Genomic DNA, 23,696 nt, shown 5'->3' with positions numbered 1-23,696 from the left:
GCTGGTGATTGATTACACCACAAAAGTGGAAAGAGGATAGGCCAACCTAATGATGGACTTTACCGAACTGTCGAATTTGATGGATGAACTGTATTCACCCCTGGATTAAACCTTTTCTTCGTAGCCTTGTCTAAGGAAGCTGAACCTGTTAGTTGATGAAAACGCTTTTGACCTTTCTCCTGCTTTTCGCAGGAATCACACTCCTCGCCCAACCGGGAAAAGGCCCTCGTGGTGAAGGCCCACGCGAACGTCCGAAAATTGGCGTTGTCAATGGAAAAGTAGTCGATGCGATCTCAGACAAGCCTGTGGAATTCGCTACCATCACCATGCTTTCCCAGCGTGACAGTACCGTGGTAACTGGAGGTGTAACCGATAAGAAAGGAAACTTCCTGATTGAAGAAATCCCTGTTGGCGTTTACGTCGTTCAAATCACTTTCATTGGGTACGATGTCTTTGAACAACGTGCGATTCGTCTCTCTCCGCGAGGCAGCACTACCCATGAATTCGGAACAATCAAACTGAACCCTTCCATCGCTGCGTTGGGTGAAGCAGAAATCGTAGAGGAAAAACCGATGATGGAGTTGCTCATGGACAAACGCGTCTTCAACGTCGATGAAATCATGGGTACCCAAGGAGCTTCCGCAACTGAAGTGATGGAAACGCTCCCTTCAGTGGAAGTAGATGTTGATGGAAACATCAGCCTCCGAGGTTCGCAGAATGTGACGGTCTTGATTGACGGAAAACCTTCGGCACTTACTGGAGCTTCCAGACAGGCCTTGTTAGAGCAAATCCCAGCCAGTAGTATTGAGCGTATTGAAGTCATTACGAACCCCTCAGCGAAATACGACCCCGATGGAATGACTGGTATCATCAATATCGTATTAAAGAAAAACAAGCTTCAAGGATTCCATGGGAATGTATCGGTAGCTGTGGGAACCGGTAATCAATACAACGGTTCTTTTGGATTGAATTACCGTAACAAGAAAGTGAATGTCTTCACGAACTACAGCTATCGTAGTTCAGATCGATTCAGCATTCGAAATACAGACCGGATATCTGCCTTTGAAGACACGGAAATCATGCTTGACCAAGCCGGTGAAGGCGAACGCACGCGTCAAAACCACACGATCAAGGCAGGTACGGATATCTACCTATCGCCTTCTTCTACCCTCTCGTTCAGCGGGAATTACAACATTGGAATGGGCTCAGATCGTGACTCGGTATTCAACGATCAAGTCTACATTTCTGGAGATCCGTATTCAAACTTCAGACGAGATACTGATTCAAATAACGACCGTGAAGGATACGACCTGAATGCCAGCTTCACGCGCGACATGGCAGGTCAAGACCATCAGTTGGTAGCCGACTTCCGTTGGTCTTCTTTTGAAGGAGGTTCAACGAACGACATTTCACAAACTGACCTGTTCACTGACCAAGATTTGTTTGACACCTTCATCGAATCAGAGTTTAACGAAAACACCGATGAAAGTCAGGTACTCGTTGCTCAAGTTGACTATACCAGACCTCTGCACGGAGAGACTGGCAAACTAGAAGTAGGGTACAAATCCATCGTTCGCGACCTGCTCAATTCGTTCTATGGAGAGGCGCTCGACTCAACAAGCATGGAAGTGTTGCCACAACTAGACCGCAATAACACCTTCGACTACAATGAGGGCATTCATGCGCTGTATGCACAGTATGGAAGAAAGATTGGCAAAGTGAGCTTCCAAGGAGGCTTACGTGCAGAACAAGTCTTCACCACTTCAATTCTAGTTGACACGGATGAGATGTTTGAGAACGACTACTTCTCGTTATTCCCAAGTGGTTACTTCACCTACGAACTGAGTCAAAATGATGAAATTCAACTAAGCTACAGTCGTCGCATCAACCGACCACGAACACGTCAGTTGAACCCGTTCCCGAATTACAGCGACAACTTGAATTTACGTCGTGGTAATCCCTTCCTATTGCCAGAGTACACGAATTCATTGGAGCTCACTTACTCGTATCGCACAAAAAAATCGCAGTACGTAGTCAGCGCATACATGCAAGATGTGAATGACGTAATCAGACGATTTACTTCTACAGACAGCCTAGGTGTGAATACCACAACTTACACCAACTTCGCTGGAATGCGCAATTACGGCTTGGAGTTGATCATCAACACGAAGATCGCGAAGTGGTGGAACCTCAGCGTCAGCGGAAATGGTTATCGCATCGAAAACGACGGTACGAATGTAGAAAGTGATCTCGCTACAGAAGCTTACAGTTGGTCAGCACGCGCTACGAGCACATTCCGTTTCGACAAGGGATGGCAAGTACAGTTGATGGGCTTCTACCGAGCTCCGGAGATATTCCCGCAAGGTGATTTCAGTGGTTTCAGCTTTTTGAACGCTTCGGTGAAAAAGAGCATTCTCGATAACCGAGGAAGTATTTCACTTAACCTCCGAGATGCTTTTGACACACGTGAATTCCAATTCAGCTCATTCGGAACAGGCTTTACCCAAGAAGTCTACCGTAAGCGTCAATCGCGATTCTTAACCTTCACATTCAGCTACCGATTTGGCAAGCTGGAAGCTGGTCGTGACCGTCGTCGAGGTGGTGGAGGATTTGAAGGAGAGCGCGAAGGCGGTGTGGATGATATGATGGATTAATCATTTCACCTCTTCGTAATCGACGTAATCGCCGATCGAATCTGTGTTCATGTCTTTCTTACCGCGATTAGGTCGTTGGATCTTCGCTTCACGCTTGCCTGCCTCATAAGCTTTGCGCTTATCTGCAGCTCGCCAACGATTGAACCATCTTACCAAGATGGAAACGATCCAGATGATCATCAAGAAACGTAAGACATTTACTAGCATGCGACAAAGTTAAGCAAGGCCAAGAGAAATCCATGTTAAGGAAGCTAAAGCTATCTTGAACTGGTGCTACCGAAGAGAACACTTATCTTGGCAGCTCCAAACAATACGTAGTAATGAAAGACATGCTATTCAAAGCCATTCCTCACACCGTTGCGGTCTTGGTATTCGTCATCCTTTCGAGTGTTTTCTTTAGTCCGGCATATGACGGACATGACCTTCGACAAGGTGATATCGCGCAGTTCCTCGGAATGTCAAAGGAGATTCGCGACTACCGCGAATTCTATGAAGAAGAGACGCTTTGGACCAACAGCATGTTCGGTGGAATGCCGAGTTACCAAATCTCATTACTACAGACGCGGAATGTTCCGAAGATGATTTTCACCGCCATCCGAACCGCCTTTCCTGGTCCGGTGGGAACGGTATTTCTTGCCATGCTCAGCTTTTACATCCTCGGACTCTGTTTGAGGGTCAACCCATGGCTGGCGATGATAGGCGGGGTGGCCTTTGGCTTCTCCAGCGTGCACATACTTTACCTCGCCGCCGGGCACGCCTCGAAGATCAATGCGATTGCTTTGATGCCGGGAGTTCTAGGAGGTGTCTTGCTCGCCTATCGAGGAAAAATGTTCCTCGGTGCCGGTGTTGCGGCCTTGTTCTTGGCCATGCATCTTTCAGCGAACCACCTTCAGATGACCTATTACTTGATCTATTTGATCGCCTTTGCCGGCATCGCTGAGATCATTCGTTTGGCCATGAAAGGTGATCTGGGAACGGCTATCAAGGCTTCTGGATTGCTAGTGGTCGGGGCCATCTTGGCGGTGTTACCCAACTTGACCAACATACTCACGACTTACGAGTACAGCAAGTACTCTACACGTGGTGATTCTGAGTTGACTATTCTTCCTCCCGCTATCGCGGAAATCGATCCAAATAAAGAGATCAATGATGATGGACTTGAAAAAGACTACATCCTCGAATACAGTATGGCTCGTGGAGAATTCTGGTCGATGATGGTTCCAAACATTAAAGGAGGAGCTGCTGGTGCTATTGGGAATGACCGCGACCTCTTGAAGGCGGTGGATTCACAGTATCGTGAAAACGTAGCACAGAGTAACCGCTATTGGGGAGAACAGAACTACACTGGAGGTGCCTTCTACTTTGGAGCACTGATCATGGCCTTGTTCATTGCTTCGCTATTTGTTTTGAAAGACCCGTTGAAATGGGCCTTCCTACTGCTTTCGATGTTGGCCATCATTCTTTCATGGAGAACCGCGAGTGGCTTGACGGATTTCTTCATCGATAATGTACCGTTGTTCGGTAAGTTCCGCGATACGAAAATGATGTTGGTGGTGATTTCCATCATGGCACCAACCATGAGCATTTTGTTGATTGATCAGCTAATTAAAGGTCTTGAAGACAAACGTAAGAAATGGCTCTTCATAGGTATGGGAGCTGCGGTGCTTCCGTTGATCCTTTTCATGGCTGCGCCGAACGTCATGGACTTCATTTCACCAATGGAAACGGCACAGTTCCAGGAGGCTATCATTCAGTCAAACAATGACTTCCAGATGGTGGATTTCATTGATGGTTTGAAAGAGTCATTGGTTAAAGTGCGCCAGAAGATCATGTTGAAAGACATCCAGCGTAGCCTCTTGATTATCTTGCTTGGCTTTGCGATTCTAGTAGTGCTAGCATTGAAGAAACTTGATTACCGCATTGCTCTCGCCGTGCTTGGTGTGGTCATTATCGGAGACATCTACAACGTTGACCGTCGCTATTTGAATAATGATAAGAAGGGCGGACAGTACCTCAGTTGGCAAAAGACCATCGATAAGCAATTCCCTTACATGGCTGGTCAGGCAGATCAGATGATTTTCGACCTAGAGATTCAAAAGAATCCTGAACTCGCGTCGATTGTGAGGGATGCGGTAGAAGATTTCCAGAAAACTGCCAAGGACAAATACTTCGATGATCTTCGTTCGAACGAAAAGGAGATGGCTACCGTCAAAGTGCAGCAATCTGCTCAGTTCGGGATGTTCAATTTGAACACAAACTTCCGTGTATTGAATATCAGAAACCCATTCAGTGACGCACGTACGAGTTACTTCCACAAATCTCTAGGTGGGTATCACGGAGCGAAGCTTGGTCGATACAATGAATTGGTAGAGTTCTACATGCGTACGGAACTTCAGCGTTTCCTTGAGTCAGCAAATACCATTGGTGCGGCAGCACTTCAGAATATGGAGATCGCTAACATGTTGAATGCCCAATACCTCATCTTGGATCCGAACGGGCAACCGCTTCCAAACCCGAATGCGAATGGAAATGTGTGGTTTGTTGAGGACGTAGAGTTTGTTGATTCAGCCAATGAAGAGATGGAGTCAATGGAAATCTTTGATTCGAAGGTGACGGCCATTGTACACAACGAATTCAAAGACAAGGTACCTGTAGCGATCACACCTGATTCAACAGCTGTGATTGAGATGACGGAATACAAGCCGAATATGATTTCTTACCGCTCGAACGCTTCCACAAAGCAGCTCGCAGTGTTCTCTGAAATCTGGTACCCGAAGGGATGGCTCGCATACGTAGACGGAGTTGAACAGCCGATTGTACGCGCGAACTATGTACTACGTGGTCTTGCTTTGGAACCAGGTGAGCACGAGATCGAATTCGTGTTTGACCCAGCCGTTTACCACAGCGGACAAACGTACTCGTTGATTGGATCAATCCTGTTATTGCTGTTCGTTGGCGGAACTGGATTCCTGGCTTACCGTCGCGAAGAGACTCCCGAAGCGGCTTAGTGAATGACCGGCGCTGGTTTGATTGAGATTGTATGGTCGTTGGTATTTCTTGCCGGCGCATTACTTCTCATCCGAAAATGGCGCTTCTTCCGTGTAGAAGGCTTGTCTACACGCACTATTTCTGGAATTTTCCTACTGAAAATCCTAGCTGGAATTGCTGTTTGGGCGATCTACACTTGGCACTACGAATACCGCGCAGCAAGCGATGCCTATGGCTACTTCGATGATGCCATGATCTTGAATAGCTACTTGCTTGAACAGCCTTCCATTTGGTTTCGGTTTATGTTCGGAATCAACCTCCATGCTGAAGATCTCAAGCCGGTGTTCGAGCGCATGGTTCGTTGGACTAGCTCCTACACCTACGGTATCGCCAATGACAACCCAACCGTCATTCGATTGAACATGATCATCGGACTCTTCTCTTTTGGTGCATACCATGTACACACTGTGGCGCATGCATTTCTCAGCTTGATGGGACTTACATGGCTCACGCGCATGCTCAAAGATGTTCGGAAGGGTAGTTCGAGCACCATCATATTTCTGTCGCTTTCACTCTTCCCCTCGGTCCTTTTCTGGTCGAGTGGAGTGCTGAAAGAAGCAGTGTTGCTTTTCGTATTCGGTGGCATCTTTTACGGAACGAAGGCGTGGTTTTATCCTGGATATCGAAATAAGCTTTGGCTTATCCTTTTCACTCTTCTTGGATTCTACATCAAACCTTATGTGGTGATTAGTCTGTTGCCTGCACTATTGGCATATATGATTGTCAAGCAATCGAACTGGAAACCTTTGATTGTGTTTCCGGCAGTCTTACTGGCTTCCTATGTATTGGCTTCTAGCGCCCATCTCTTCTTTCCTGCTGGAAACCTGCAATACATTCTTTCGAAAAAGCAGACTGATTTCTACAATGTCGCTGCCATGAACGATGCCGGGAGCGTTGTGGATATATCTCCCGTGCAAGAATCATCCTTAGGCTTTCTGCTCGACGCTCCTGAACGAATCTGGCTGGCTTGTTTCCGTCCGTTACCTCCAGATTACGAAGGGCTTTTCTACCTGGTCCCAGTTGGTGAAAGCTTGCTTGCCTTGGGGTTGAGTTTATTGATGCTCATCGTTCTCGTTAAAGGTCGTCTTTCCATTGGTAGCTATGAACTGAGGACGCCTGAATCCTCATTCACCTGGTTGGTAGTTTCTTTCGTATTGACATTGGCGGTAATCATAGGAAGTTGTGTGCCGGTATTGGGAGCAATTGTTCGTTACAAGATTCCATTCTTATTGCTGTTAGGCGGCTGGATAGGGGGTTCCATTTCCGCGCTAGCGAGAAAAGAACAATTCAAGTCTGGAAAATGACCATTCAACTTGTTTGACTTTCACTGCGCCTGAAAACCAAGTAGTTTGCATCATGGATCAAGCGCGAATTTCGTGGAAGTTTCACCTAATGGCCGCATTTGCCGTGCTCATTGGGTTGTATCCTCTCATGTATTTTATCATTGATGTAGACTTTGGGTTATTGAGTACCAAGTCTGTGGATTTGCTCGAAAATCATGCTTGGCAACGGGCATTCTATCTTCATATCGCCTTTGGCGGAATCTCATTGCTGACGGGGTGGTTTCAGTTCGTTTCGAAATGGAGAAATCAATGGCCCAAGCTTCATCGAAGGCTGGGCTATCTTTATGTCAGTTCGGTAATCATTAGTGGAATCTCAGGCTTCTTCGTTTCATGGAATGCGACAGGCGGATTGATTGCATCTTTTGGATTTGGGAGTCTATCCATTCTATGGCTGCTGTTCACATCGCTCGCATTGTGGCTTGCTATTAAAAGACAATTTGAACTGCATCGCAAAGCCATGATATTCAGTTACGCAGCTACTTTTGCCGCCGTAACCTTGAGACTTTGGTTGCCTATTTTGGTTCCCGTGTATGGCGACTTCATACCGGCCTATCAAGTCGTATCATGGTTATGTTGGGTACCGAACCTCATCTTTGCTTGGTGGCTTGTAAAGAAGCGGCCTGAGGCTCAAGACACTGGGAAAGCTAGCGCTGTTAAATTTATAGAATCGTGAACCCTAGGTATACGAGGGTGTTATCTTTGCCGTGATGTACTGCCGAAATTTCAAGGAATTCAAGGAAGGGGCAGCTCGCAAGAGCCCAACGAGTGCGTTTGTAGCGGATACAAACGGCATTGGTATTTCTTTGCACTCGGCATTAACCGAAGACATTCGAGACTGTTGGGACAAGCTGGTTGGTGATGACACCATCTTTTTACACTCACGCTACTTTGATGCCTTGGGTCCTTTGGGCGAATCACTCGAATACCGTTTTGCCTGTTACACTTCAGGCAATGACATCGTAGGTGTCGCGGCTTTCCAAATCACCAAAGCCATTGGTTCCGATCTCGGATCGAACATTGAGAACAACGGCACACTAAGTCGTTTGACTAATAAGCTCTTGCGCAACCGCAAGATCGAGTTCAATGTACTGGTGCTTGGGAACAGCTTTGCTAGCGGTGAACATGGTTTCCGTTTCAAGAAGGAGATTCCTCGAGATACGCAGGTTCAGGTTTTAGTGGAGACCACGGAAATCATCAAAGCGGAAGAAAAGAAAAACGGGAAACGTATTTCAGCCACATTGATCAAAGACTTCTATCCTGAGTCGTTCCAATGGGCGGATCGTTTTTCTGGCAATGGTTTCTCGGAGTTCTTTGTTGACCCGAACATGATCATGCCGATCAAAGCTTCTTGGAACAGCTTCGACGATTACTTGAGTGCTCTGACTTCAAAGTACCGCACAAAGGCAAAAGCTGCTATTCGTAGGTCAAAAGACATCGAAATCAGAGAGCTTTCTCCTGAAGACATGACCACCTTAGAATCGGATCTACTCCGACTCTACGAACAAGTTTATGATCGTGCCGATTTCAAGCTAGGTAAGCTCGACGCGAAGTGCTTCTTCAACTTGAAGCAACACCTAGAAGAGTGTTTTTCTTTGAAAGGTTTTTTCCTGGAAGGGAAGCTGGTTGGCTTCCAGAGTAGTTTCGTTTACGACGATTGTCTCGATTGTCATTTCGTTGGGATCGACTACAAATTGAACCACGAGTACGCCATCTACTCGCGCATGCTCTACGAGTACATCGACATGGCCATTCAACGCAAAGTGTCTCGGATTTCATTTGGCCGAACAGCTATGGAAATCAAGAGTACGGTAGGCGCTTTTCCGGTAGACATGAAAATCTACATTCGACACCGTGCGAAGGCTTCGAATCAATTACTCAAATTGATCTTTGGCTACGTCAAACCAAGTGAATTCAATCAACGCGTTGCGTTCAAAGAAACAGAGTTAAGGGAGCTCCCCATACCCCAAAAAGAAGAATCGGCCACCAAGGCCAGTTAGGACCAGAGGACAGGACATTGACAGATAACTCAACCCCACAGATCAACGAAAAATTTCTCCTGTTCATTTTAGGGGCAATCCAGTTCACACACATCGTAGACTTCATGATCATCATGCCGCTGGGAGACATCCTTCAGCGGGAATTGAATATCAACCCATCAGAATTTTCGGTGCTCGTTTCTGCATATCCCTTAGCGGCCTTTTTAAGTAGCCTCTTCGGGGTGTTCTTCTTGGACAAATTTGATCGAAAGAAAGCCCTGGTTATTGCCTATACCGGATTTATTCTTGGAACGGCTTCTTCAGCGCTAGTGCCAACAACGGCTGCCCCTGATTTGAATTACTACTTGTTCATTGGAACACGTGTCGTCACGGGACTGTTTGGAGGGATCCTAGGTGCTTTAGTACTCTCAATTGTGGGAGATGTTTTTCCACTCGCTCGACGAGGTTCTGCCATGGGGATTGTGACTATGGCCTTCTCGCTGGCGGCCGTCATGGGAGTACCACTAAGTCTTTACTTAGTCAATCAATTTGATGGAAACTGGCACCTCCCCTTCTACTTTGTATCAGGACTTGGGTTCTTCATCATTCTACTTTCGTTATTTGGCGTGCCTTCTATGCGCGGTCATTTGACCAACCAACAGCAACGTCCGCATCCGTTTGAGACCATTCGGGTCGCCGCAAAAAGTAGAAACCAACAGCAGGCTTTGTTGCTCATGATCCTGTTGATTCTTGGTCAATTTACAGTCATCCCATTCATCACTCCATACATGATTAACAATGTTGGATTGACTCAAGACGAGATCCCGTTGATCTATCTCGTTGGAGGAGCGTGTACGGTGATTTCTTCGCCCCTCGTAGGAAAGCTCGTTGACCGTTTTGGAAGAAAGAAAGTGTTCTATGGAATGGCCACTCTTTCAATGGCTCCCTTGCTATTGGTCACCCATCTTTGGCCTATTTCACTGTATATCGTCTTGACCATTTCTGGTTCATTTTTCATCTTCATTTCCGGACGAATGATTCCAGCGAATACGATGCTTACTTCGGTGGTGAAACCTGAAAACAGAGGCGGGTTCATGAGCCTTAACTCAAGCGGACGTTCCCTAGCAGGTGGTGTGGCCTCTTTGATCACCGGAGCCATCGTCACACAAGAGTTCGAAGGTGCCCCGCTAGAGCATTTTGGAATCGTAGGGGTGATGGCCTGCGGCTTTACACTACTTGCGATGTACTTGGCTTACCGCCTCGTGGAGGGTGAATAAGCTTCCGCGTTAGCGTAAAATTCGCTATCTTCCAGTCTGTTATACCTTAACCTTTACAAAACATGCTACGTGAGTATACCCTCCGCAAGAAGGTCATAGCGATCTTTTTGCCAGCACTTGTTCTCTTTAGTTTTTCGTCCTCGGCGCAGTGGCTGGACTGGTCAGACGAAACAGATACTCGACTCATTCTTACCTCTGTTGCCAATAGCGACGACGAGGAAAAAGATATCTCCGCAGCCGATCTTAACAATGACGGATTAACGGATGTAGTTGTAGTTCGAAAGGAACCATTCTCGAATCCTTCGGAACCAGCAAAATCAGACCTTCTTCTCATCAATACCGGTGGTGTTCTTGAAGACATGACCGCGACTTACGCTCCTGAGTTTATCTCAAATGTGAGTTTCGCCCGTGACGTCTACATTGGAGACTTTGATGGCGATGGATGGCAAGATGTGATCATTGCCAACACCTTCGATCAAGGCCCACAATACTACCGTAACATGGGAGAAGATGGCGGTGGAAATTGGCTTGGTCTTGTGGATGAATCAGCATCTCGTTTCCCTGCTACCCTCGATGATACCCCACTTATCTGTGCGGTATGGGGTGGAGATGTGAACGGAGACGGATTCGAAGACATTTACTTCACCAACTACCGTGTCAACGGATCAGGGGGAACGGCTAAAGACTTCCTCTATATCAATGACGGAACGGGTGTGTTCACAGAAGAAGCGGAAGTGCGTATGGGAGACCTTCGAAACTCTGCATTCGGAACAGCATGTCAGATTGTCGACATCGATGGTGATGGAGATAATGATATTGTGAAAGTGAGTACCCTCTTCAATGTTTCTCCTTGGAACTCACGTGGCTGTATCATCATGTATAACGATGGAACAGGAAACTTCACAAACTGGCAAAATATAGCAGCTGGTCAATCTCCTTACATGATTGAGATTCGTGACTTCACTGGTGATGGACAGCTTGACATTTTCGTTGTAGACGACGGATCAGATCGTCTATTCGAAATTACCGGCGTAACCCCTGATGTTAGTGTGACGTTCACGCAAACCAACCTCGGGTTCAGCAGTTCGAACGGTTTCGGTGGAAACGTTCACGCGGCCGACATCGACAATGACGGTGACTTGGATATCGCCGTGAATGATGTTGACGTTGACATCCCGCCATGTAACAGCGGACGTCGCATGGCAATCTATGAAAACGTGAACGGAGTATTCCAAGACCCATATGGAACAGACGCTTTCCCTTGGGTTGAGAATAGCTACGATATGGCTTGGCTCGACATTAACAATGATGGTCTTCTTGATTTCATTTCTGGTGGTTGTGCAGGTTATGGAGTGCACATGTCTGACAACTGTGACTTGATTCAAAGCTCAGCGGATTACGATTTGGATGGAATTCCAGACGCTTGCGACGAATGTCCGACCAACCCAGATCCAAACTGTACTCCAGCGATAGAATTCCCGATTGTAAGTACTGATCATTCGATTGCTCGTCAATGGAATGAACTCACACTTGCTAGTATTCGCGGTGACTTTGCTCGTCCGACGGTTCACGCGCGTAACCTCTTCCACACCTCACTTGCTATGTGGGATGCATGGGCTGTATTTGACGACGAAGCATGCACCTACTTACTCGGCCAGACATTGAATGGATTTGACTGCGAATTCATCGGATTCCCAGCGCCAGCGGATGTAGATGCGGCGCGTCATGCAGCCATTACTTACGCTGCTTATCGAATTCTTCAGCATCGATTCCAAAACTCACCTGACGCATCACTTCTTCAACAAGGGTATGACAACCACATGATGACGCTGGGTTACGACATGAACTTCACTGACACGAACTACGGAGGTGGAGACGCGCGCGCCCTTGGAAACTACATCGCACAGTGTGTGATCGATTACGGTCTTCAAGATGGATCGAATGAGGCTAACGACTACGGAAACACGGCTTATTCACCGGTTAACCCTCCGTTGATCGTTGATAATCCTGGTAACCCTACGATTGTTGATCGCAACCGCTGGCAGCCGCTAACGCTTGATCTGTTTATCGATCAGAGTGGTAATGAGATTCCAGGTGAAACACCTGACTTCCTTTCACCAGAATGGGGAGGAGTACATGCATTCGCGTTGAGCGAAGACGATAAGATCACCCTCAACCGTGATGGTTTCGACTACGAAATCTACCATGATCCAGGTGCACCGCCATACCTTCAAATGGATGGCTCAGGAGCTTCAGATCTCTACCAATGGGGCTTCGCCATGGTTTCTATTTGGTCAGGGCACTTGGATGCCACTGACGGGGTAATGTGGGATATCTCTCCAGCCTCGATTGGAGATCGCGATATGCTACCAGAGACATTCGCTGACTTTGGAACCTTCTACAACCAAACAGCTGGAGGTACGTCAAGCAACGGTCACGCAGTGAACCCTGCAACAGGGGCGCCTTACGTTCCGAACATGGTTCCACGTGCTGATTACGCTCGTGTACTCGCTGAGTTCTGGGCAGATGGTCCAGATTCCGAAACACCTCCAGGACACTGGTTCTCTATCTTGAACTACGTAAGTGATCACCCAGACCTTCAAAAGCAATTCATGGGCGCTGGTCCTGAATTGGATGAATTGGAATGGGATGTTAAATCTTACTTCATGATGGGTGGTGCGATGCATGATTGTGCTATTTCAGCATGGGGTATCAAAGGATGGTACGACTACTTGCGTCCGATCTCTGCGATTCGAGCAATGGCAGAACTCGGTCAAAGCTCAGATCCGCTAGGCGCTTCGTACCACCCAGCCGGATTACCGTTGGTTCCTGGATACATTGAAGTAATTCAATCAGGAGACGCACTTGCCGGCGCTGGAGACGAAAACGTTGGAAAGATCAAGCTATGGGCTTGGCGTGGGCACAAAGCCATCAATAACGTTGACATTGACGAAGCCGGTGTTGGTTGGATCCTAGCTGAAGAATGGGAGCCTTACCAGCGTCCTTCTTTCGTGACCCCTCCATTCGCAGGGTACGTTTCAGGACACTCAACTTATTCACGCGCTGCCGCGGAAGTCTTGACGCTTCTAACAGGAGACGAGTACTTCCCAGGTGGAATGGGAGTCTTTGATGCACCACAAGATGAATTCCTTGTTTTCGAAGACGGACCAAGTGTAGACATTCAACTCCAGTGGGCAACCTACCGTGATGCGGCGGATGAATCAGGACTATCACGTATCTGGGGTGGAATCCACCCTCCTGCGGATGATATCCCTGGCCGTAAGATTGGAATTGAAGTAGGTATTGATGCCTTCAATGCTGCGATCAGCTACTTCGGTGATTCAGACTACGATGGTCTGTGTGACGCGCATGATTTCCCATGTCTAGGAGACTTCAACAACGACGGTTTCCGCGATGTTGCTGACCTTCTTGTTTACCTCGGAGATTACGGCTGTACTTCAGGCTGTGTAGCTGATGTAGATGGCGACGGACAAGTAACAACGTCTGACCTCATCAACGTGATTCTACCGACCTTCGCGATTCCTTGTGAAGGACCATAATTATTGAACAAAACGATCGATGTTTGACTTACCTTTTGGCTATGTCAAACATCGATCTCATCATTGAAGAACGCAGCCGAGATATCGGCGACTTTCTTGTTGGAAGGATCTTACCTTTTCGTAAAAAGCGAATGGTGGGTCCTTTTATTTTTATCGACCATATGGGTCCTTCCCTCATTGGAGGTAAGCGCTATATGGACGTAGATCAACACCCTCATATCGGTTTGAGTACGCTTACTTACATGCTGGAAGGTGAGATCATGCACGAAGACAGTATTGGAACCAAGCAGCGCATCTCCCCAGGATCGGTGAATTGGATGACAGCTGGAAAGGGAATCTCTCATACCGAGCGCACCCCTCAAGACTGGCGAGACGGCAGAACTTTTCAAGTACATGGCTATCAAATCTGGGTAGCCCTACCTCGAGAGCATGAGTTTATTGAACCATCCTTCCACCACATCCCTGCGGATGAACTTCCAATGTGGCAGGCCGATGGCGCTACGTACAAGTTGGTAGCAGGCAAAGGGTTTGGTAAAGAATCTCCGGTGCCGGTTTATTCTGACCTTTTCATGGTTGAAGTCATCGCTGAAGACGAACACCGTCTTGAAATCAATGGTGAACTGCAAGGTGAAATTGGCGTCTGTGTCGTTCATGGTAGCGTAGAGGCCTGCGGAGAAACAGTAGAAAAAGGAAACATGATGGTCTCGAAGGCGGAGAACATCTGTGATGTCACGTTGGCCGCGGGCACGCATGTCTTCCTCTTCGGCGGGACACCTTTTCCAGAGGAACGATTCATTCATTGGAATTTTGTCGCTTCTTCAAAAGAGACCTTAGAACAAGCCAAGCAAGCTTGGATTAACAAGGAATTCCCGAAAGTACCTGGAGATGATAGCTACGTTCCTCTTCCTGGCGCGTAGTTAGTTCTTCGTCCAGATGCGCGTGTCGAGCGTCATGTGTTCGACAATCTTCTGGAACGACTCAATTTCACTGAGGTATTTCCCGAAGTATTCTGGTCCTTGAATCTTCGTGCGAAGGTCAACCGCGAAGTAATCGCGCTGCCATGGAATGGTCATGTACATCTGACCATCGCGGAGAATCACGATAGGTAGTGCCTTTTCTCGTTGATAGATTTCGAAGATGCTCTCAAGCACTTTCGGAGAAAGGAGGTAATAGGCCAGTTGGGGATCTGGGGAAGTCACTTGATACAACTCGTTAAGCTGCGCGTTTTCAAGATTAATTGGCCTCCCCGAAGTGCTAAATTCACCTGAAAAACGATCGCTGTATTTCACCAGTTTCTTCGGCATCATATAAACACTACCGTGGAACTTCTTGTGGAAATCCGCATGCAGAAAGAGCCCTCGATAGAACTTTACCTCATCACGAATCAATAAACCTCCACTACTGCTGTTACTGCCTCCACCGTGGTCGCTAGACATGTCTCCATCCGAAGTCAGCAATCGCCAGATAATGAAAGGAAGCAACAAGATTAACAGGAAGATAAAACCGATGGTTTTGCCCCAGTTAATCGGGTAACTGTAGAATTCTACTTCATTGAAATCAACCTTCACGCCTTTGATTTCTCCTGACACGCGATCTTCCCCTTCAATACGCTCAGCCTTTTTGAATAGGGCGCTATTGAAGATACCGCTGGCCTTGATCGACTCCATGTTCAACCCTTCTGGGTCGTAGGTATACTCAGGATATAGACGTTTGAAAATTTCAGGCAGGAGGTTCGTCTTGAGATACTCTTCATACCGCTCAATTGGAACCGGCACCAAGCTTAATAGGAAGGCCGCTAAGGCCGCTCCAAGAACATACAAACCTACTGGAGGGAAAATGATAGCGATGACGATACCTACGTAGATACCCGCCACCAATAGTTTGAAAAGTAGTCCAACGGTGAATCGGTACAAGAACTGAAGTGTTCTCGCCCGAGCACGTCTCTTCTCTAATTTGTCAGCCTCTTCTTGGAGAAAGCCAGCGTGTGATTCTTCCATCAAACTCCAAATAGATTCCCAACATTCGGGTTCTTCGTATCACCTTCAGCTGCTTGGAAGTAAGTTCCTTCCTTCGCATCAAAGGCTGCTCCAAAGATGTTCCCTGGGAAAGTGGTGATCATGTTGTTAATGTTCAAGACAGCATTGTTGTATGCTCGGCGAGCTGCACTGATCTGCTCTTCTGTTTCAGTCAAGTTGCGTTGCAGTTGAAGCATATTGGTGTTTGACTTGATTTCAGGGTAATTCTCCATGCTAACATTGAGCGCTCCCATGGCTGAACTCAATTCACCTTCCAATTGAAAGCGTTCAGCACTGCGCTCTTCCGCGCTAGCGATACCAGAACGAAGACTGGTAATGCGTTCGAACAACTCCGTCTCATGCTTCATGATCGTCTTCACAGACGAAACCAAATTGGGGATCAAATCTGCGCGCTTCTTCAACTGAACATCCATGCCGCTGTAGCTGAAGTCAACACTGTTGTTGGCCCGCTTGATACGGTTATAGTAACTAATGATTACAGGAATGGTGATGAAAAAGATGGGCAAGGTCACCAAGATCAACACGAAGATGATGACTTGCGCTGTAGATTTCGACATAGCTCTAATTTCGGCTGAAGATAAGGGGTTCAGACCACAAATGCTTTCCTAATTTTGCGTCAATGCAGCACCCTTTGCAACATCATTTACCCGAGAAAGCGAAAGAGATCCCATCTCCTACCCGCTTCACTTTCCCATTTTACTACGAGACACATCCCTTGTGCCTCTTAGCAGCAGAACAGCTTCAAGCCACGCTTCTTGCTGACCAACAATGGGTTGAGTATTTCGCAGAGGGCGATCGAGGGAAGATGTTTGGTGTGTTGATTGTTGAAGATGAGCTCCAAAACCGTTCTTATCTCGCGGCCTATTCGGGTAGTCTAGACATGGAATTGCAACGGCCTGTTTTTGTGCCAAATATTTATAACGCTTTTGAAGAAGACGCTTTTTTTGATGAAGGTGTGAAGCGCGTTACGGCGTTGACTACTGATCTCGCTAGCGCGGAATCGGATCCTCGTCTTGAGCAATGGAGGGCTGAATTGGAAGGGTTGCGTATCCAGTCAGAAGAGCGCATCCATCAGCAAAAGGCCAAAATGAAGTTCGCGAAGAAAGAGCGCGATGCCCTACGAAAGGAAGCGCAAGGTTTTCCTGCACCCGAACGGTCTGCTTTAGAGCAAAACCTCATTAAAGAGAGCGTTGGGCTCAAAACCCAACTCCGAAAGATTCAAGAAGAAGAGGCTGCCAAGCAAGCGCGTTTGGAGGGCATGCTTCACGATTTAGAGTCATCGGTCAATGCCCTTCGTGAGCAGCGAGCTCAACTTTCTAACTCCCTTCAAGAACGCCTCTTTGGGAATTTTGAAATTTTGAATGGGGAGAACGAACGTTCTGATCTTCTGAGCATTTTCAAGGCATTCGGTGACCTTCAACCTCCTGCAGGTTCGGGAGATTGTGCCGCTCCGAAGTTGCTTCACTACGCCTATGCACACGGCTTGAAACCTATCTGCATGGCAGAGTTCTGGTGGGGTGCCTCACCGAAAGGAGAAGTTCGAAAGCACAAAATGTTCTACCCGGCCTGTCGGAGTAAGTGTGAACCAATTCTCGGTTTTATGCTCCAAGGACTTGAAGTGGAGGACAGTCCAATTGGTCAAGAACCAGATCCTTCGCTGTCTGTTGAAGTCATTTATGAAGATGAGCAAATAGCCATCGTCAACAAGCCTTCAGGGCTGCTTTCGGTACCTGGAAGAACAATTTCAGACTCAGTATCTGAACGGTTGAAGTCTATGTTTCCGTCTGCCGACAATCCATTGGTGACACACCGATTGGATATGCATACGTCAGGACTAATGATCGTGGCTAAGGACTTAGGGTCATACAAATACATTCAACGCCAGTTCATCAAAAGAAGAGTGCAAAAGCGGTACGTTGCTATGCTTGACGGAACTCTGAAGGATGACGAAGGCGTGATTGAACTTCCGTTAAGACTAGACGTGAATGATCGTCCACGTCAGATGGTGGATCATGAGTTGGGAAAAGTGGCTGTGACTCATTGGAGAAAAGACACGGAAGTTGATGGTAAAACTCGGGTGCTCTTTTTCCCGAAAACAGGAAGAACACATCAGCTCAGGGTGCATGCTGCTCATCAAGAAGGATTGGACACCGCGATCGTGGGAGATGATTTATACGGAACGAAAGCAGACCGTCTTCACCTGCATGCTGAGGAGGTGACCTTTATGCATCCAGCCACACGAGAAATCTTGACTTTTCAGTTGAAAGCGCCCTTCTAACTACTTCGTAAAGAGCTCATCTTCGTAGCAGTACAACCAAGTCTCGCCCGGTTCCGCGCTAGCGATAACCGCATGATTCGATTCATGAAAATGTGCACGAGCATGCTTATTTGGAGAGCTATCACAACAGTGCGTTTTACCGCAAACCTGACAGGTACGCAAATGAACCCAAGTGCTGCCCATTTTCACACATTCTTCGCATTCATAGACCCCCGATTTACGGTTGGCTTTAGCATCTTCTAGATGAGAACAAGTCTTGACTTTCATGTTGTCTGGTTTTTGGTTCGAAGAAATAGGAGAGTGATCACGCCCATGAAGAAGAAGATAACCGCTCCAATCATGAAAACGTTCGTCCCAAGTGTCTTAAACAATATCCCCCCAAGGATTAGTCCGAGTACACTGCCAAGGCTACCCATGCTATTTCCCCATCCCATAATGCTGCCTTGATTGCTGTGATCTCCTTTGCCTGAAAGCATCGCCATAAAGCTTGGCCAAAGCAATCCGTTTCCAATCGAGAGAATGATGTTTGCGACATAGAGGATGATGATGTTATCTAACTCCAAGAGTAAGAATGCACCGCCTAAACAAAGTGCGCCGAGAAAAACAATTTGGAAGTTCTTAAGGACCTTGTTCAACTGTGGCAGTCCGAAGATGTTGACGACAAAAATCACCACCGAAGAAATCGCAAGGAAGCCCCCAAGTTGCGACGGATCCCAGCCCAGGTTTTGGGTCGAGTAAATGGGGAATGCGGAGTAAAACAAACTGAAGGCCAGGAAAGTCAGGAAGTACATGATGAGCATGACGCCCAAGCCTTTGATCTTCAGCAAATCTTTGAAACGATTGTTTGGCTTGTCTTCAACTGGGGCGTTGCATTCTTTGTGTGCTCCTCCGAAAAGTCTTCCAACCACACTTTTGTGCCTCACAGGTTGACAATCGTCTTGCTCCTTGTTCGGAAGCCAGACCATGATCATGATCATCGTGATCAGTGAAATGCCTGTGGCTAAGAGTACAGGAAGCAACTCTTCCAATACTGTGGCAGCAAGAATACCTGCCAGTGCTGGTCCGAGTACAAATCCTAAGCTCGAAGAAGCACTCATGTAGGAGAAGTTCCTGGTACGGTTCTCTTCCGTGGAAACATCTGAGAGGTAGGCGTTGGCTACGGAGATATTCCCTCCGGTGAAACCATCAACTGCTCGTGCAAGAATGAGTACGAGTAGTGGCAGAGTAATCAGGTATTCAGCTGACCCCATGACATTTACTTCGGCGGGAAGGAAGTAGGCGACGATGAAGAGAATCCAGGCCAACAAGGTTCCAGCTTGACTTAAAAGCAGCACTCGTTTTCGTCCGACATTATCAGACATCTTCCCCAGAATAGGCGACCCAATCAATTGAAAAACGGGATAAACCGCACCAATAAAACCGTAGATCACGGCATCTCCCCCCATCTTCGTCACGAGGAAAACGAGTAGTGGTAATACGATACTGTAGCCAAGGAGTCCGACAAAGTTCACGGAGAGGATAGGAATGACCTCTTTGCTAATGCGTTGCGCCATGGGATGAAGGTAGTGATGAATTATCTCAACTTGACGCTTGACAGAACGGATTTAGTTGTTAAATTTGCGTCCGCCTTCGACGGAAGGCATAAGCGAGAATAGCTCAGTTGGTAGAGCACAACCTTGCCAAGGTTGGGGTCGCGAGTTCGAGTCTCGTTTCTCGCTCAAGAGCTGTCTTAAGGGCAGCTTTTTTATTTTTGGAAAGACCAATGCCTGAACGCAGGTCATCCGCCCGGATGGTGGAATTGGTAGACACGAAGGACTCAAGATTGCTGCGGTTGCTCCTTTATAACGCAGCGGGTTTCTTAGAAACCATGGGTTGCCCGATGAGAAATCGTCGGAGTAGAATCCGTCAAATTCGGTGAACGCTTCTATGGTGACATAGGTGCCAATACCGAGCCAAGTTCCTGAAAAGGAAAAGGTGTAGAGACTTGACGGCGGACACCTAAGCACATTGTGTATGGTGAAGATAAAGTCCAGACCACAAACACCTGGGAGATTGAGGTGGTAGCGAAAGCTATAGATGGTAAGTAAAATCCTTTGGCCAGCAATGGCCGTGTGGGTTCAAGTCCCACTCCGGGTACATTTAGCCCTGTAACGTAGAGTTGCAGGGCTTTTTTATTGGTTTTCGTCAAAACAGGGTAACGGGACTAATCCTTCTGAAATCCCTATGAGCACTGACAAAAGCGGTTCGACACTTTTTGTAGAACAGGAATACTTTTCAGCAATGTGACATATGTTACACGCAATAATGATAGAGTCTATTACATTTGTTAGTTAAACATAACATTCTATAAAATCATGAATTTGAAACTAACTCTACCGCTTCTATTGCTCAGTGGTCTATCTTTTGGGCAAACACCTATGGCTATTCCTCCTGCCATCACCAATACAAATATTAATTTAACACTGCAAACAGGAGTTACCCAATTTTATTCAGGTGTGAACACAAATACAATGGGAGCGAATGGTGCCCTTCTTGGACCAACATTGATAATGAATCAAGGTGATAATGTCAGTATCACTGTTGATAATCAACTGGGGGATACAACAACAATTCACTGGCATGGAATGCATGTTGCACCTGAAAACGATGGTGGACCTCACAGTATAATTCTACCAGGGCAACAGTGGAACCCACAATTCACAGTTCTTGATAAAGCAGGAACACATTGGTATCATCCTCACTTACACATGAGAACTGACGAGCATGTATCCAAGGGTATTGCAGGTCTGATTTTGGTGCGTGACACAGAGGAGGCAGGACTTGGGTTACCTCAAACCTACGGTGTTGATGAATTTCCTATAGTAATGCAAACCAAGGGGTTTGATGGTGCGGGACAAATAACGGTTCATACAGATTTAGACACATCTGTGATGGTCAATGGTACTGTTAATGCTGTTACTGACTTACCCTCACAGGTTGTGCGTTTACGTGTATTGAATGGCTCATCCCAAAGGGTTATGGAATTCGGATTTTCAGATAATCGTTCATTTAGTTTAATAGGTACTGATGGAGGGCTTTTAGCTGCTCCTATCAGTATGACGAGATACAGAATGGCTCCAGGTCAAAGAGCAGATATACTTTTAGATTTGACCACGAGTATGGGTAATAACTTCCAATTGATGAGTTTTGCATCGGAGTTACCTAACGCTGTCTACGGTGCTTCTCAGCCAGGTATGGGGCCAGGAGCAACAGGTTCATTGCCCGACTATACAAGTAATCCTTTAAATGGAAATGATTATCAACTTTTAGATATAAATGTAGTTGCTCAAACTGGGGCACCAGTGTTGACAATCCCTGGTTCTTTAGCAACATTTACCCCACTCACTGAGGGTTCTGAAAATATCACACGTAATTTGACCTTTACATCGGCAGGGCCTATGGGGGATTTGAATGGTCCATTCCTTATCAATGGGGCAAGTTTTGATATGTCCACAATTAACTACACGATACCATTAGATAACATTGAAATATGGTCATTGACAAATCAAACCCCAATTGGACACCCCTTTCATATACATGACGTTCAATTCTTTATACTTGACATAAATGGGACCCCTCCACCTCCTGAATTGCAGGGATACAATGACGTAGTCTTTGTACCTGGTGGAATGGGAAATGTACGCTTCATTGCACAATTCAGTGACCACGCCAATGATTCTATCCCATATATGTACCATTGCCACATGTTGACACATGAAGATATGGGAATGATGGGACAATTCCTGGTTACAGACCCAACATCAAGTATACAAGAACTTTCTTCCCCTGATAAAGAATTGATAAAAGTGGTTGACCTAATGGGTAGAGAAGTTAAGCCTCAAAAGAACAAGGTCCTTATCTATTTATACTCTGATGGAACAACAGAAAAAATCTTCGAATTTGAATAATATTTAGTTGTCGATTTGGTTCGACAATGCAATCATTGCGGGTACATTTAGCCCTGTAACGTAGAGTTGCAGGGCTTTTTTGTTGGTTTTAGGCCAAATGAGGGCAACGGTACTAAATTCTCTCTATCCTTTATCACAACTGCGTTTTAGCGGTTCGACATTTCTCGGTAATTTTGCAACAGTGAAAAAAAGCCTCTTTCATATCAATAAAATGGATTGTCCTTCTGAGGAGAATCTCATTCGTATGAAGTTGGATGGTCATGAGACAATCGTAAAGCTTGACTTCAAAATAGAAGACAGGGAACTGACTGTTTATCATGATGAGAATGACCAAGAAATTCTGGGTTCTCTTGACTCATTGGCTCTGGATACCGAGCTGGTGAAAACCGAAGAGACAGATGAGAAAGTTGAAAGTGATGCTAAACTTCAGTCTAAGTTACTCTGGCAAGTACTCATCATTAATTTCGTCTTCTTCGTTCTGGAAATGACTTTTGGGTTGGTGTCCAACTCAATGGGGTTGGTTGCTGATAGTCTTGACATGCTCTCCGATTCCTTTGTATATGCTCTAAGCCTATTTGCTGTTGGAGCAGTTGTGGCAAAGAAGAAACGAATAGCTAAGTTCAGTGGATATGTGCAAATTCTCTTGGCTCTAATCGGAATTACAGAGGTCTTTAGACGATATTTCTTTGAGGATGATATGCCTGATTACCTCACCATGATAATCGTATCAGTGTTCGCTCTTATTGCGAACTGGCTGTGTCTATTTCTGTTGCAGAAATCAAAATCAGAAGAAGCTCACATGAAAGCGAGCATGATTTTCACCAGCAACGACATTATCATTAATGCAGGAGTTATTCTGGCGGGTATCCTGGTGAGTATTTTAACAGACAGACTTCCAGACCTAATCATTGGTTCTGTAGTCTTCGTAATAGTCCTGAGAGGAGCATTCAGAATACTTAAGCTGGCAAAATAATTATTGCTCGATTTGGTTCGACAATGCAATCATTGCGGGTACTAAAGCTCTGTAATGAAAATTGCAGGGCTTTTTTTTACTAGCTCTAATTTTAGAGATCATGCAGCAGACCATCAGACCCATTGTAGAAAACGACCTCCCGTCAATTAAACACATTCTAGACTCGAGTCAGCTCTTCCCTTCCGAGATGCTCCACGAGATGATCTCAGGGTATCTGTATGCTGATGCCGAGGAATTCTGGTTTTGCTTTGAAGAAGAAGGGCAGCCGATTGGATTTGGTTTCTGTGCTCCTGAAAAACTCACTGAAGGGACTTACAACCTCTACGCCATCGCTTTCACTGAAGAAACGCAAGGCGGAGGAAGAGGGAAGCAAATGATGGATTACATCGAGCAGCTTCTTCAATCAAAAAATGGAAGGGTCTTAATCGTAGAGACCTCTAGTCTGGACGAGTATCAAAAGACCAGAGCATTCTATGTGAAGTGTGGGTATGTCAAAGAAGCCGTAATCCGTGAGTTTTATGCTCCAGGGGAAGACAAGGTGGTTTTTTATAAGAAGTTGTGAGGGGATATAGGTTGATTTTAATTCGTCATTCTAGTCACAGGA

The 23,696-nt window shown here is 46.4% G+C and carries 17 protein-coding genes and 1 tRNA gene; 13 read left to right on the top strand and 5 right to left on the bottom strand.

Annotation, left to right across the window (positions count from 1 at the left end; all coding sequences use genetic code 11):
* Positions 1–155 precede the first annotated feature (155 nt).
* Entirely contained in the window at positions 156–2,654 is a 2,499-nt protein-coding gene (locus RA156_RS01205; RefSeq protein WP_306642116.1) for a TonB-dependent receptor domain-containing protein, read from the top strand.
* Here RA156_RS01205 and RA156_RS01200 read toward each other — a convergent pair whose 3' ends face one another.
* Positions 2,655–2,861: a hypothetical protein gene (locus RA156_RS01200; RefSeq protein ID WP_306642114.1), complete on the bottom strand. Its 207-nt coding sequence runs from the start codon at positions 2,859–2,861 to the stop codon at positions 2,655–2,657.
* 113 nt (positions 2,862–2,974) lie between these two features.
* Here RA156_RS01200 and RA156_RS01195 point away from each other — a divergent pair, with 113 nt between their 5' ends.
* The 7 genes from RA156_RS01195 (at position 2,975) to RA156_RS01165 (ending at position 14,775) form a co-directional block, all read left to right on the top strand.
* The gene (locus RA156_RS01195) at positions 2,975–5,662 is read left to right on the top strand and encodes a YfhO family protein (protein ID WP_306642112.1); all 2,688 of its coding nucleotides are present in this window, start codon (positions 2,975–2,977) and stop codon (positions 5,660–5,662) included.
* Between the two features lie 3 nt (positions 5,663–5,665).
* Positions 5,666–7,006, top strand: coding sequence for a hypothetical protein (locus tag RA156_RS01190; protein WP_306642110.1), 1,341 nt, complete (start codon positions 5,666–5,668; stop codon positions 7,004–7,006).
* Between the two features lie 88 nt (positions 7,007–7,094).
* Positions 7,095–7,718: a DUF2306 domain-containing protein gene (locus RA156_RS01185; RefSeq protein WP_306642108.1), complete on the top strand. Its 624-nt coding sequence runs from the start codon at positions 7,095–7,097 to the stop codon at positions 7,716–7,718.
* Between the two features lie 34 nt (positions 7,719–7,752).
* Entirely contained in the window at positions 7,753–9,042 is a 1,290-nt protein-coding gene (locus tag RA156_RS01180) for a GNAT family N-acetyltransferase (RefSeq protein ID WP_306642106.1), read from the top strand.
* A gap of 17 nt (positions 9,043–9,059) precedes the next feature.
* Entirely contained in the window at positions 9,060–10,298 is a 1,239-nt protein-coding gene (locus tag RA156_RS01175) for an MFS transporter (protein ID WP_306642104.1), read from the top strand.
* A gap of 62 nt (positions 10,299–10,360) precedes the next feature.
* Entirely contained in the window at positions 10,361–13,858 is a 3,498-nt protein-coding gene (locus RA156_RS01170; protein WP_306642103.1) for an FG-GAP-like repeat-containing protein, read from the top strand.
* Positions 13,859–13,899: 41 nt separating this feature from the next.
* Positions 13,900–14,775, top strand: coding sequence for a pirin family protein (locus RA156_RS01165; protein ID WP_306642102.1), 876 nt, complete (start codon positions 13,900–13,902; stop codon positions 14,773–14,775).
* Here the strand turns inward: RA156_RS01165 and RA156_RS01160 are convergent, their stop codons facing one another.
* Together RA156_RS01160 and RA156_RS01155 are read right to left on the bottom strand one after the other, a co-directional pair.
* Entirely contained in the window at positions 14,776–15,855 is a 1,080-nt protein-coding gene (locus RA156_RS01160) for a DUF3137 domain-containing protein (RefSeq protein ID WP_306642101.1), read from the bottom strand.
* Positions 15,855–16,451, bottom strand: coding sequence for a LemA family protein (locus RA156_RS01155; RefSeq protein ID WP_306642100.1), 597 nt, complete (start codon positions 16,449–16,451; stop codon positions 15,855–15,857). Before RA156_RS01155 ends, RA156_RS01160 begins: the two co-directional genes overlap by 1 nt.
* Before the next feature lie 62 nt (positions 16,452–16,513).
* Between RA156_RS01155 and RA156_RS01150 the strand changes: the two genes are divergently transcribed.
* Positions 16,514–18,172 carry an RluA family pseudouridine synthase gene (locus RA156_RS01150; RefSeq protein WP_306642099.1) on the top strand — a complete coding sequence of 553 codons (1,659 nt, stop codon included), beginning with the start codon at positions 16,514–16,516 and terminating at the stop codon, positions 18,170–18,172.
* On the opposite strand, the gene RA156_RS01145 is transcribed toward RA156_RS01150, so the two are convergent.
* Positions 18,173–18,439, bottom strand: a complete 267-nt coding sequence (locus RA156_RS01145; protein ID WP_306642098.1) for a UBP-type zinc finger domain-containing protein — start codon at positions 18,437–18,439, stop codon at positions 18,173–18,175.
* Complete coding sequence (locus tag RA156_RS01140) at positions 18,436–19,725, bottom strand: MFS transporter (RefSeq protein ID WP_306642097.1); 1,290 nt, start codon at positions 19,723–19,725, stop codon at positions 18,436–18,438. Before RA156_RS01140 ends, RA156_RS01145 begins: the two co-directional genes overlap by 4 nt.
* A 92-nt stretch (positions 19,726–19,817) precedes the next feature.
* Between RA156_RS01140 and RA156_RS01135 the strand changes: the two genes are divergently transcribed.
* The 4 genes from RA156_RS01135 (at position 19,818) to RA156_RS01120 (ending at position 23,654) form a co-directional block, all read left to right on the top strand.
* Positions 19,818–19,890 (top strand) — tRNA-Gly (locus RA156_RS01135).
* A gap of 636 nt (positions 19,891–20,526) precedes the next feature.
* On the top strand, positions 20,527–22,119 hold the full coding sequence (locus tag RA156_RS01130) for a multicopper oxidase family protein (protein WP_306642096.1): 1,593 nt from the start codon (positions 20,527–20,529) through the stop codon (positions 22,117–22,119).
* A gap of 181 nt (positions 22,120–22,300) precedes the next feature.
* Positions 22,301–23,092 carry a cation efflux transmembrane domain-containing protein gene (locus RA156_RS01125; protein WP_306642094.1) on the top strand — a complete coding sequence of 264 codons (792 nt, stop codon included), beginning with the start codon at positions 22,301–22,303 and terminating at the stop codon, positions 23,090–23,092.
* A 100-nt stretch (positions 23,093–23,192) separates the two neighbouring features.
* Entirely contained in the window at positions 23,193–23,654 is a 462-nt protein-coding gene (locus RA156_RS01120; RefSeq protein WP_306642093.1) for a GNAT family N-acetyltransferase, read from the top strand.
* Positions 23,655–23,696 lie beyond the last annotated feature (42 nt).

This window comes from Sanyastnella coralliicola (genome assembly GCF_030845195.1).
Lineage (GTDB): Bacteria > Bacteroidota > Bacteroidia > Flavobacteriales_D > Sanyastnellaceae > Sanyastnella > Sanyastnella coralliicola.
Note: the sequence above shows the minus strand (reverse complement) of the source record. Positions and strands in the feature narration are given on the sequence as shown.

What these genes read in the sequence shown, in the direction of transcription:
- RA156_RS01200 (WP_306642114.1), bottom strand. Translation starts at nt 2,861, where the DNA reads ATGCTAGTAAATGTCTTACGTTTCTTGATGATCATCTGGATCGTTTCC.
- RA156_RS01180 (WP_306642106.1), top strand. Translation starts at nt 7,753, where the DNA reads ATGTACTGCCGAAATTTCAAGGAATTCAAGGAAGGGGCAGCTCGCAAG.
- RA156_RS01120 (WP_306642093.1), top strand. Translation starts at nt 23,193, where the DNA reads ATGCAGCAGACCATCAGACCCATTGTAGAAAACGACCTCCCGTCAATT.
- RA156_RS01145 (WP_306642098.1), bottom strand. Translation starts at nt 18,439, where the DNA reads ATGAAAGTCAAGACTTGTTCTCATCTAGAAGATGCTAAAGCCAACCGT.
- RA156_RS01170 (WP_306642103.1), top strand. Translation starts at nt 10,361, where the DNA reads ATGCTACGTGAGTATACCCTCCGCAAGAAGGTCATAGCGATCTTTTTG.
- RA156_RS01185 (WP_306642108.1), top strand. Translation starts at nt 7,095, where the DNA reads ATGGCCGCATTTGCCGTGCTCATTGGGTTGTATCCTCTCATGTATTTT.
- RA156_RS01130 (WP_306642096.1), top strand. Translation starts at nt 20,527, where the DNA reads ATGAATTTGAAACTAACTCTACCGCTTCTATTGCTCAGTGGTCTATCT.
- RA156_RS01205 (WP_306642116.1), top strand. Translation starts at nt 156, where the DNA reads ATGAAAACGCTTTTGACCTTTCTCCTGCTTTTCGCAGGAATCACACTC.
- RA156_RS01155 (WP_306642100.1), bottom strand. Translation starts at nt 16,451, where the DNA reads ATGTCGAAATCTACAGCGCAAGTCATCATCTTCGTGTTGATCTTGGTG.
- RA156_RS01150 (WP_306642099.1), top strand. Translation starts at nt 16,514, where the DNA reads ATGCAGCACCCTTTGCAACATCATTTACCCGAGAAAGCGAAAGAGATC.
- RA156_RS01195 (WP_306642112.1), top strand. Translation starts at nt 2,975, where the DNA reads ATGAAAGACATGCTATTCAAAGCCATTCCTCACACCGTTGCGGTCTTG.
- RA156_RS01160 (WP_306642101.1), bottom strand. Translation starts at nt 15,855, where the DNA reads ATGGAAGAATCACACGCTGGCTTTCTCCAAGAAGAGGCTGACAAATTA.
- RA156_RS01140 (WP_306642097.1), bottom strand. Translation starts at nt 19,725, where the DNA reads ATGGCGCAACGCATTAGCAAAGAGGTCATTCCTATCCTCTCCGTGAAC.
- RA156_RS01190 (WP_306642110.1), top strand. Translation starts at nt 5,666, where the DNA reads ATGACCGGCGCTGGTTTGATTGAGATTGTATGGTCGTTGGTATTTCTT.
- RA156_RS01165 (WP_306642102.1), top strand. Translation starts at nt 13,900, where the DNA reads ATGTCAAACATCGATCTCATCATTGAAGAACGCAGCCGAGATATCGGC.